7 protein-coding genes and 1 pseudogene are annotated in these 10,583 nt (G+C 36.4%); 2 read left to right on the top strand and 6 right to left on the bottom strand.

Annotation, left to right across the window (positions count from 1 at the left end; genetic code table 11):
- Window positions 1-297 precede the first annotated feature (297 nt).
- Both FTU71_RS13835 and FTU71_RS13840 read left to right on the top strand, forming a co-directional pair.
- Entirely contained in the window at window positions 298-882 is a 585-nt protein-coding gene (locus tag FTU71_RS13835) for a bifunctional 2-polyprenyl-6-hydroxyphenol methylase/3-demethylubiquinol 3-O-methyltransferase UbiG (RefSeq protein ID WP_179994024.1), read from the top strand.
- Between the two features lie 12 nt (window positions 883-894).
- Window positions 895-1,920: an HNH endonuclease domain-containing protein gene (locus tag FTU71_RS13840; RefSeq protein WP_179994023.1), complete on the top strand. Its 1,026-nt coding sequence runs from the start codon at window positions 895-897 to the stop codon at window positions 1,918-1,920.
- 714 nt (window positions 1,921-2,634) lie between these two features.
- Here the strand turns inward: FTU71_RS13840 and FTU71_RS13845 are convergent.
- The 6 genes and pseudogenes from FTU71_RS13845 to FTU71_RS13870 all read right to left on the bottom strand — a co-directional run bounded on the left by FTU71_RS13845 (window position 2,635) and on the right by FTU71_RS13870 (window position 10,472).
- Entirely contained in the window at window positions 2,635-3,360 is a 726-nt protein-coding gene (locus tag FTU71_RS13845) for an alpha-ketoglutarate-dependent dioxygenase AlkB (protein WP_180112107.1), read from the bottom strand.
- Between the two features lie 15 nt (window positions 3,361-3,375).
- Window positions 3,376-3,867, bottom strand: coding sequence for a hypothetical protein (locus FTU71_RS13850; protein WP_180112108.1), 492 nt, complete (start codon window positions 3,865-3,867; stop codon window positions 3,376-3,378).
- A 124-nt stretch (window positions 3,868-3,991) separates the two neighbouring features.
- A pseudogene (locus FTU71_RS13855) lies at window positions 3,992-4,140 on the bottom strand (IS3 family transposase); the annotation flags it as partial.
- 191 nt (window positions 4,141-4,331) lie between these two features.
- Window positions 4,332-7,547, bottom strand: a complete 3,216-nt coding sequence (locus FTU71_RS13860) for a tyrosine-type recombinase/integrase (protein ID WP_180112109.1) — start codon at window positions 7,545-7,547, stop codon at window positions 4,332-4,334.
- On the bottom strand, window positions 7,531-9,843 hold the full coding sequence (locus tag FTU71_RS13865; RefSeq protein ID WP_180112110.1) for a hypothetical protein: 2,313 nt from the start codon (window positions 9,841-9,843) through the stop codon (window positions 7,531-7,533). Before FTU71_RS13865 ends, FTU71_RS13860 begins: the two co-directional genes overlap by 17 nt.
- Window positions 9,843-10,472, bottom strand: a complete 630-nt coding sequence (locus FTU71_RS13870; protein WP_180112111.1) for a hypothetical protein — start codon at window positions 10,470-10,472, stop codon at window positions 9,843-9,845. Before FTU71_RS13870 ends, FTU71_RS13865 begins: the two co-directional genes overlap by 1 nt.
- Window positions 10,473-10,583: the final 111 nt, after the last annotated feature.

Genomic DNA, 10,583 nt, shown 5'->3' on the forward strand with positions numbered 1-10,583 from the left:
TGTTCCATTTTAGATATTTGTTTAAGATAAGATATAACTCATTGAGATGTGTCATAGTATTCGTCGTTAGAAAACAATTATTATGACATTATTTCAATGAGTTATCTATTTTTGTCGTGTACAGAGATAATTTAATATTGAGTGAATACTAGAAAAAAATTAAAAAAATATTGATTGGCAAAGTTATTGGCAGAATTTTTTGAATACAAAGAAAATCTAGAAGTTACTGATGATTTTAACCCATGAGATTAAGAGTATTATTATGTCGTATCTAATTTTTAGCTTAAGTGTTCGTTAATGAAAACAATAGATTACTACAACCATCACGCAGAAGAATTTACTAACTCAACGTTTCATGTTGAGATGGGTAGCTTGTACCAACCGTTTCTAGCGTTGTTACCTGAACATGCCTATATCTTAGATCTCGGTTGTGGGTCGGGGCGTGATAGTTTGGCATTTAAAAATAAAGGCTATCAGGTTGATGCAATTGACTACTCGGAAGAGTTGGTTAAAACGGCAACGGAGCTGACGGGCATTCAAGTCAAACATCAAAGTTTCTACGCGCTTAATGAAGTCGCTGTTTATGATGGTATTTGGGCATGTGCGTCCTTACTTCATTGTGAACGCCGTAGATTGGCTGAAGTACTGGAAAAAATGCTTCGAGCATTGAAGCCTGCAGGTGTGATATATATGTCGTTTAAATATGGAGATTCTGACCGAGAAAAAGATGGTCGGGAATTTACAGATCTGAATAAACAGCAATCGCATGTACTTTTAGCGCAGTTTGCGCAGGTCAGATTGGTTCAACAATGGATTACGGTAGATAAGAGACCTGATCGGCAGGAAGAATGGCTTAATATCATCGTTCAGAAAAATAATTAAAAGAGCGCAATCATGTCTGAATTCTATGAAATTGAACCCTCTTTAGAAAATTATTGGCGCGCCATTATTTTATTTGGGCGTAATGTCGCATCTTATAAATTTGCTTTAGCTAAGTCATTGTATGAACTCAAGGGGCAAGGTAATACCATTGCCACACTCGATCAATTGGCAGAACCTTTTAGTCGGCATATTTGTGAACATTTAAAATTAGTGGATAAACAAGCGACTTCAAGTTCGAGTAAGTATTTGGATTTTTGTCGTGCATTTAATTCAGATGAGATTGATCAGCAAACACTAATTAATAAGACGGTACAGTTTGGTTTTGTGAATGTGATTGATGCTTTTCATAATGTGCATCAACAAGAATTGCCAAAACGTTTTTTTATGGATGCCCGTAAATCACATAAAGGTATTATCCTCACAGATGAAGTTTTCAAGTTGTTTGAAGCACCAAATGCTTTAGATTTAATCGATGAAACTGAGGCACGTTGGCGTTTAGTCGAAACCGCATGGGATATGAATTTACCCAAGCATTTGGTTCAAATTGAACATGATGATCGGGGAATATTGGTCGCAGACAATAGGATCAGACGAGTTAATGTGACCTCGGCAAAATCAGCGTTAAATGGCTATCAGAAAAGCCGTTGTTTTTATTGTTTTGCGCCTATCACGATTGAGCAACTCCAAGCTCATTCGGCCGATGTAGATCATTTCTTTCCACATAAGTTAAGAGAGTGTGATATTCAAAAACCAATTAATGGAGTGGCGAATCTAGTTTTAGCATGTCCTGAATGTAATCGGGGACAACAGGGTAAATTTGATCGTTTACCTTCTATTAATTTATTAGAGCGCTTGCATAAGCGTAATGAATACCTGATTACCAGTCATCATCCATTGAGGGAAACGCTAATCGCGCAGACTGGTTTCACGGAACAAACGCGCCGTGGTTTTCTACAGGATGCGTATAACTGTGCAACCTTAACGATGGGGAGTCGGATGAAGTGGGAGCCAGTACAAGGGGGAGTTTCTGTTTTTTGATAAGTACTTAAATTATTACTTTATTAGAAAGTGATAAAGCTAGAACAGTTTGAATATTATTGAACATTCGTTATATTGTTTACAATGAGGGACGAAAAGCACAAATAAAATGAAATACTTTACAGATCATCAAATTAAATATTTCGCTTGGGAATTTACCAAGTAGAAGTCAGCTTTAGTGCAGATGTAATAAGAAAGTTAGTCACTTTTTGGTCACCAATTTTGAGAGTGTACTTTTGTGAACTTGCTTTTTAAAGTATCAAAATTTTTATAAGTAAAAATATTGAATAAAATCAATAAAAAAGCCCCCATCTTTCGATGAGGGCTTTTTTAAATCTGGAGCGGGAAACGAGACTCGAACTCGCGACCCCAACCTTGGCAAGAGTCACCGACATAAAATGCATTAAATTACATAATTAGTATTTTAATAAACCCTATATATAACAGTTATATAGGGTTTTTGTTTTTGTGTGGTGTAATTTAAGGTAGGGTGGGTACTTTTATTTTTGGTCACTAATTTATTGTGATATTCAACAATAATAACCAACATATAATTTTTGTTTTTAAGGGTATTTTACTATTTGGTAAAATTTTATTGATGGTGTTTATCATAAAGATAATGAGGAATGAACTCAGTACCAATTTAAACGGATTCTTCTAACGCTTAATTGGAAGTCCAGATTGAATGGCAGCAGCTTTTAAGATGAACTGCCCTTATAAGATATTTCGAAACGTCATGTTTAATCGACCATTTTTAATTTTGGCTTGTTTAGGGACACTATGCTGCCAGAAGTGTTGTAGCTCTCCATGCATAATCAATAAATCACCATGAGCTAAACGAATTTCAATTTTATCTTCATGATCATCATTGCGACGCAATAAGAAACGACGAGATTCACCAAAGTTCAGTGATGCAATAGTTGGGTTTAGTCCCAATTCTTTTTCGGCATCAGTATGCCAAGAAATATAGTCTTGACCACTTCGATACCAATTTAATAACACACTATTAAATGGAGTGTCGCATACGGTTGCTAACTGTTGTTTCATCCACAGTAAAGCTGAGTTCCAAGGATTAGGGTGTAATAATATGCCTGAATATTTATAGGCTTTTCCTGTATCTCCATACCATGCAGATATGCGAGGTAAGGTATGAGATTTACCATACATTTTGATGGTGTCTTGATGCCATTGGATATTTTTCCAATCAATTTGATTAATATCTTGTACCTGATGCCAATTGGTATGATTCCAATCATATTGGCTATTTTCAAAAAATACAGCCAATGTTCGATCAGCTATTTTTTTTTCAATAAATTGAGGAATGTAGCGTAAAGTTCCATGTGGCACTTCGATATCATACCCACGTCCACAAGGACTGGGTTGCATTGGATATGTCTGCTGACTAAACAAAACTTCTGGTTCATTAAACAGATTATTCATATTGATTAGCTCCCATTAAATACATGCAGCATAGGCACGAATCGGTGCTGGGCGGTCCTGTATGCATCGGCTATTTAAGTTATATTCCGTAATACGGACTGTACCATGATGATTGAGGTAAAGTTGTTGAGGAGAAAGTAGTTGATGAAATGTATCGAAGCCCTTATTTCCTGTAATAAAGTCTGGGCTTACAGCATAAACATAGTGTTTGCTATGGCGTGCATATTGTTTCATTTCATGGCATAAGTGACTCATGCTGAATTGCACACTTAAATACATGTCTAATACATTGCTCAGTAAATGAATACTTGGCAATTGATTTATATTGGCGGCCATAAAATCTGGTTCCAGTTCATCTAGAGTGCAGGCATGATGGATGATATTCAGCTTAATATCGTGATGTTGGGCTTTCTGCGTAATCCAGTGTGATGCACGTGCTAATGCAGCAGCAGAAGGTTCCACAAGAATGACATCCAAACGATCGATGCTATAGCCTTGATCCAACACGTATTCAATCTGAACCGTACCGAGTCTATCGGAGAATTTTTTATTTAAGTTAGGCCGCCTGACCTAATGGGTTAATCTTATCATCGAATATTTTTTCAAACACAAAAGGTGGCACATAACCTAGCGCACTTGTACAGCGCGCAATAACATAACTTCTCGTTGCAGTTGTTGCCAGACCTTACGAACGCCATATCGCCCCGAACTTTCTTTCCAAATTCGTATGATTTGCTCAGCATGATGAAAATCATGTAGATGTCGTTTTGCTCGATGTTTTCTTGCGAAGCGATGCTTCTTATCTCAGGGAAAGTTGGTCTCCGACAAACCCGGTACGGTTCATTCTGCCGTATACGTCTTGTGTTTCTTGCTCATGGTAAACTCCTGATGAGTATGTATAGTTTACCAAGTTAAAACCTCTTGTTTTTACAGCACACATCATTTAGATAAGGCAGCAACGGTTAAATTATTTAATCGCATGTAGTGATTTTTAGACCTTCAACTTGCAGTTCAAGAGATCGAGGTCTGCCAATACAAGCTAGATGTAAGCAAAATTTAAATGCGGCCAGTGCTTTGGCATCTTTTGTCGAGTAAAGCTGGAGACGAACATAATCTTCTTGAGTCGTAGGATGCTCTGTTGTGCTCGATTTAGCCAGCTTCAGTAATAAAGGTTGTTTCTTTTTATCTAGCAATTGTACCAAGTCTTGTCCAAGCAAATGCCAAAATTGATGGGGAAACAGGTCTTTTACCTTGCAATAAAATGATTCCAATTGATCAATTTTATTCCAGCGATAATGAATGCCGGTATGCGAAACTGTAACACGACTTAAAAATGTCTCAAGCACCGCTTTTATTTGATCTGGCTTTTTTTCAAAGATATTTTGAATATTTTCAAAGAAATAGTTCCTTGCTTTGCGCTCTTCAACGGTATCTATCATCGAGGGTTTCAAAGGTTTATCCAGATGATTTGTGTTGTTGAGATCAAATAACCTTGGGTTGTTTTTTTGAGACTTGAGTTGGCCCAGTTGTTTGGCATTTTCATACCAGTAGTTAACCAGTTCGACAGGTAAACTCATTTCTTGTGATACCCGATCTGGATCATGATGAATTTCCAGTAAATTTAGGCACTTAAAAAACCATGCAAATGAAACTTTGGATTCTTTTGTTCCCGCGAAATATTTAAAAAAATCATGATGCTTTGAGTTAAATGAAACCTCATCTAGAATGTCTTCTACGTTACTTTTTAACCAGTCAGTTTGATCGTTGAGTAACTGCTGACTTAAATGACCAGCATGCTTTTCGAAATTGAATGGAGCAGAATTTTTTACTGTGTTTAAAAATTTGAAAGAAGGTAGGTAGCCCATCATCTTTTTTGCCAGTTGAGTATCGATGTCTGGGTGATATCTCAGTATTTTATGCCCAGCAATTAGGTAGCTTAGATGAATATAACTTTTAAAAGTTTCTGTAGGGTCAATGTGACCCAGTAAATGGGCAATCATAAACCAATGATTTTGACCATGTGTATGACGGAGTAACTCTGTCCGAATGGACTGATATTGTTCTTCAGTATAATCCGTCAGATTCTTGACTAGGGGAGCGTAATCGCAGTTGAGCAGAACGGATAAGTGATTGGCAGCCGTGTGTCGAAATGAGTGAAAAGAATAATCATGAGTTTTAAAAAGCTCGTTCATAATCATTCTAAAAGGTGTTGTCACCGTATGTTTGTTCAGCTTGCTATTTTCATTCCAATTACGGAATAAGTATAAGTTTTGCTGATTGAGTAAACGTTGCTCGACTACATGATTATGAAATAGTTGATATTCATCGGTTTTTAATAAGCAATACACAGGAACTTTGCGTTCAGCACTATCTGTTTTAAGTTGATGTAAGTTTCCTTTCTTTTTTGAGCCGTAGGGCTGAATCCATACTGATAGACAGCTCAAGCCCTCGATATCCCGCACACGTAAGCCTAGAATTTCATTAATACGCATACCGGTACGGTAAGCTAAGATATAGATGATTTTTAATGTCTTATAAGTGTTTTCTTGACTATTAGCACCTGAAAATAAGGTATCTAATTTGTTCATGAAAGCTTGATAAGTCAAAGGGCCAATAATACGGGCTCTAGGCCTATTTTGTATGGCGAGTGATTCTAATTCGAGAGATTCAGCTTCGAAAACTGTTCGTTGAAAGCTATGGAAGCGCTTCAACATCCTGCTGGTTTGACCTCTGGATTTTTTAAATTCAGGTTGGCCTGCTTCATCTGCGAGACGGGTGTTCGTAATAATTTGTTGGTAGATCTTCGCTAGGTTCGTATTCAGATCATCTTCGCTATCTAGATATTGTAAGGAATGGGTGAGCCAGGGCTCAGCAATACGGGAGTAATAAGTGTAAATGGAACAATCTGCTAACGGTCTATTCTGCTGAAACGCTTTTTGAAATTGGTTTACGCAAAAATTAAAATTTTCAGCCAGTTGCTGAATCTGTTCTAATTCTGGTTTATAAAGGCTGATGAGCCATAAGGCGACACGTTTACTGTACTCATTAAATTTATCAGTATTTTCAAGACAATATTTAATGATTAATACATCAATGGCTTGATCAGTTTGTGATGTACGAATCAGTTGTAAAAGGTCTTTGTGAATCTTTATAACATCATCCAAAGCTTGCTGAATGTCATCATTGGAGTAAGATTTACCCACAATAGATGGTGATTTTTCTACATCTGAATCAGTAAGAGTGTCCTGCTGATATTTAAATTTTGGATGAAGAAATCTTTCAAATTCTATTTCTGATAAGCCACAGGTTGCAGTATTTTCTATAAGACATTGTGAGAGAGCAGGATCAATGTCAACTTTCGGGAGTTGCATCCAGTTAAAGTTGGCGTAGTCGCGTAATAATTTATAAGTTTTAAGATTAAATGGTAACTTAATCTTATTAAAAATAAGCTGTAGATAATCTTCTACATTCTGGTTTACTGTACGAATATTTCTGCTATTAAAATGAATTAACCATAAGCGGGTGATTTGATCAGGAATAAAATTACGCGATTTACGAATGGTTTTTTCATCAATAAATAGATCTCCATAAGAGGGAGAGAGCGGTTCTAAAAATATAATGTTCAGATCTTCGATCTTTCTGATTTTTGCCGGATCTTTTAAGTGTTCAAGCAAAGCTTCTAAAGACGCTTTTTGATTTAAGCCGGAATAAAGCATGGCAGAAATAACAATATTCCCAATGATTTCATCATCAGAAAATGTCTTGCTATCTTTTGCTAGAATCCAGTAGTCCCAAAGCTTATCAAGAACTTCATCAACCTGCTGTCCCTTCTCGATCCAGTCCATGGTAAAAACTGGTTGATCACGCTTCATCTCAAATGTCAGATTCGGTAGGGGCAAAGTCTCACGACGATTTAAATTGATTTGCTTGATATATGACCGAAAAAACTCATGTGCATATTTTTTCCAGGCCAAGCTTGGAGCTTTGCGTTTAATAAACTCATAAATTGCGGGATATAAGGATTCAAGATGTTCTTTTTGTTCTAGTTCTATTTCTTGGAAATATTGAATTAATTCCTTTTCTACATCCGATCGAGGAGATTTCTCTTTCTCAAGACGAATTTGTTTTCTACGATTTTCTGCATATAGTGGTCGAGCTTGCTTAGTTCGTTTATTGGATGAGGACATCGAGTTCAATACCGGTAATATTAAAATAATCTTTCATTTGTTCAAGAACATGAGCAATGCTTGAATATTGTGAAATAGATAAGCTGGAATAAGGATGCGCAGCTTCTTGCTGCATCGGCTCATGACCGAATAAAGCTAAAATTTCAATTTCGCTAATTTTATTGCTGAGAAAAGCACGGGCTGTATGCCGGTGCCAGTTTTCATGTAGCAAACTTAACTCAGGGTTAGATTTTTTTATAATCGAAGGCCTTAAGGGGTACCATTGACCATCCTGAAAGATATTCAATAGTGGGAGCTTGCTCTCTAAAATTTGTTGAATATGTTGTGGAATTTCTGGCTGACTAGGAGCAATTTGAGTTTTAAAATAATGTAAAAAATCTATAAATTTCTGGAGTTCTTGTACAACAAAATGACACAGTGGAATTAAACGTCCATAGCCTTGACGCCCACCCACCTCCTTATCAGAAACCATGCATATTTTTCTTTTCAGGTTGAAGCTTTTTAAAAAACCTGGAAATTCAGCGACGGGTCGTGCAGCAGTAAAGAGCAACAAGAAATGCCACATCCACAGATTATAGTGATTAAAAGTTGCTATCCAGTCGTCTTCTTTTTGTGAAATTATTCTGAATTTGAGAGTGGCAAAGATATTTTGAATCACATTTGAAGTAGGTGCTTTGCGGCTTCCAAAGTTTTTTTCTGCAGCATATTCAATATTCTGGTATTCATCGGATAACGACTCACACAGCTCTTTTAAAATTGAGACATATTCAGTCTGTAAAGTCAGGATATTTTGATGACAATAAGAAGTAGAAGAAGACTTATTGGCATCAATACCAGTGAGAAGGTCAGCAAGCTGTTTATTTCCAGTGCGTTGCAAAATAGTCTGATGTAAAAGAGAGCCAATTCTTATTAGTGATAATTTTGGAATATAAAATTTGGCTCTCAGCTGTTTCAAATGTTGCTGAAGGTCCTCTTCCTTAACGGGGTCACCGTCTCGCAGAGATTCAATAAATGAATTCGGGATCGGGATGTCCAGATGAACTGTTTGGTTGAGCAAGCCCTCTGGATAAGCAAAATCCTTATTTTCAAAAATTGAAAATTTACTTCTCAGATAATATTGTCCATTGCTTTGCTTGATCTGTTGGCGAGCATTTAAATTTTTAGCACGTTTACTTTGTAGACGGAGCCACTCCTGGATTTTATTTCCTGTCAGAAATGACAGCATCAGGATCAAGGATGCCTTCTTTTTTTTGATTTCTTTATCCTTGTCTTTAGAGTCCTCTTCAATTTCAACAATGTAATTTTTATATAGTTCAGTAATTAGGGCACTTATGCTTGTGGTATTAGGAAAGAGGCTGCTGTATGGCAGCAAATGTTCTTTCCGTTGAATATGTTTGGCAACCAGAGGCAGCACATAGCTTTGGCCGGATTCTGAATATGCAGCAAGGGGGGTAACGATGGTTGGGTCTACAAGTATTTGACGTGTATCTTGGTCATCTAATTGTTTTTCTATATTAAGAGCTTTAGACTTTTGACCTTTTTTAATTTCTGAACTTTCTACAATCAGCTGATCTTCATCTAAAAAATCATGTTGAAGTTGAGTCTCGATGCTCGCTTTGGCAATTTTGGCCTTATTGTTTAAAATATAAGTAAATGTAATGCGTAGATTATTCAGTAGATTTTTTTCAAAATCATTGGATGGATCTGTATTGAAATTACTTAAATATTGAACAAATTCAGTTAACGAAAGCGTAGGATCTTTAAGATGCTTTTCCCAAAGGATCATGTATTCGCGTGTATTTTGATATTCTTTATCGGGATTCAGAACTCTATTCGCCACACGGAAGCGTTGAAATAAGCGTTTTACAGTATTGAAATGTTCAGTGTAGTCTTCTTTAAAAAGCTCAGGTTTAATGTCTGGAAGGGCAATTAAATAGATTGCTGCTTTTAAGACCAGGATATTCCAGATTAAAGCGTTTTCTTCCGACTCTGCTAATTGTGCAATTGAGTTCACATACCAAGTAACTGGTGTTGCGCTAACAGTATGTTTTCGAGAGGAGACCAATGCAGCTGGTCTAGCAACAACAGAATTGGTTTCTAGATCAAAATCTAATAGATCGAGATTCAGTCCTTCTAGATATTGATCGGTTGGTTGCGAAACTAATACATCAGCAATATATTGAATATGTTCGGTACGTTGGAGCTGCTCATCACCAAAGAGTTTTTCCAATGTCTGTTTTAATGATACCCCTGGAATATCAGCAATATTTTGATGGGTTGGGTTGGATTCTGACATTATGCTTTCCATAGCTGATCTGGCGTGAGAACGAAGTCGACATTATTTAAAAGCTGTTGTACAACTTCACTAGTTTGTTCTAGTTGATCAAGCACACTTTGTCTTTTTCGGTTTATAGCTTTATTGCGATAATTCAGCTGATATCGTGTGTATGAGAGTCGTTTTGCTAGCAGGTCTAAGCTCATAGTACGGTGAGGTTTGAAAGAATTTTTTTTGTTTAACTTGTAAATAGCCTCGGCAGAAATGTATTCATTTATTAAGTTATGTAACCTTTTGGGATTTAATCGATTAAGATCATAATAAGTAGATGATAGAAATTTTAGAAATTCGGAACTAGCCACATTTTTTAATAGTTCGATTTTTTTGTTATCTTTGGGAAGAGAATGGATAATTAGATTAATTTCTTTGGGTGCATTCTGAGTCCAGTATAGGAACCATTGGAAATTACTGGCGATGGTATAACCGGATAGATTAGTATCTTTCCAGACGTGAATTTCGGGACGTGGATTCAAGATACCTAGATCTGTTTTTAAAGCTTTGAAAGCCTCTTGATAGCAAAGATAAATTCCAGAAAAATCAGGGTGTATACTGATTTGGATTTTATTAAAATTTTTCTCTGTACACGACAAATTTCACAGAACCCTTATCCTATCAGGGTTCTGCCTTCTTAAAATTGCCAAAATTTCCTTAAACTCTTCTTTTTTCCCAAAACCAATTAAACGCTGAATCGCCATTTGAAC

Origin of the sequence: Acinetobacter sp. YH12136, assembly GCF_013418545.1 — a bacterium.
Classification (GTDB): Bacteria; Pseudomonadota; Gammaproteobacteria; order Pseudomonadales; family Moraxellaceae; genus Acinetobacter; species Acinetobacter towneri.

What these genes read in the sequence shown, in the direction of transcription:
- FTU71_RS13860 (WP_180112109.1), bottom strand. Translation starts at nt 7,547, where the DNA reads ATGTCCTCATCCAATAAACGAACTAAGCAAGCTCGACCACTATATGCA.
- FTU71_RS13835 (WP_179994024.1), top strand. Translation starts at nt 298, where the DNA reads ATGAAAACAATAGATTACTACAACCATCACGCAGAAGAATTTACTAAC.
- FTU71_RS13845 (WP_180112107.1), bottom strand. Translation starts at nt 3,360, where the DNA reads ATGAATAATCTGTTTAATGAACCAGAAGTTTTGTTTAGTCAGCAGACA.
- FTU71_RS13840 (WP_179994023.1), top strand. Translation starts at nt 895, where the DNA reads ATGTCTGAATTCTATGAAATTGAACCCTCTTTAGAAAATTATTGGCGC.
- FTU71_RS13865 (WP_180112110.1), bottom strand. Translation starts at nt 9,843, where the DNA reads ATGTCAGAATCCAACCCAACCCATCAAAATATTGCTGATATTCCAGGG.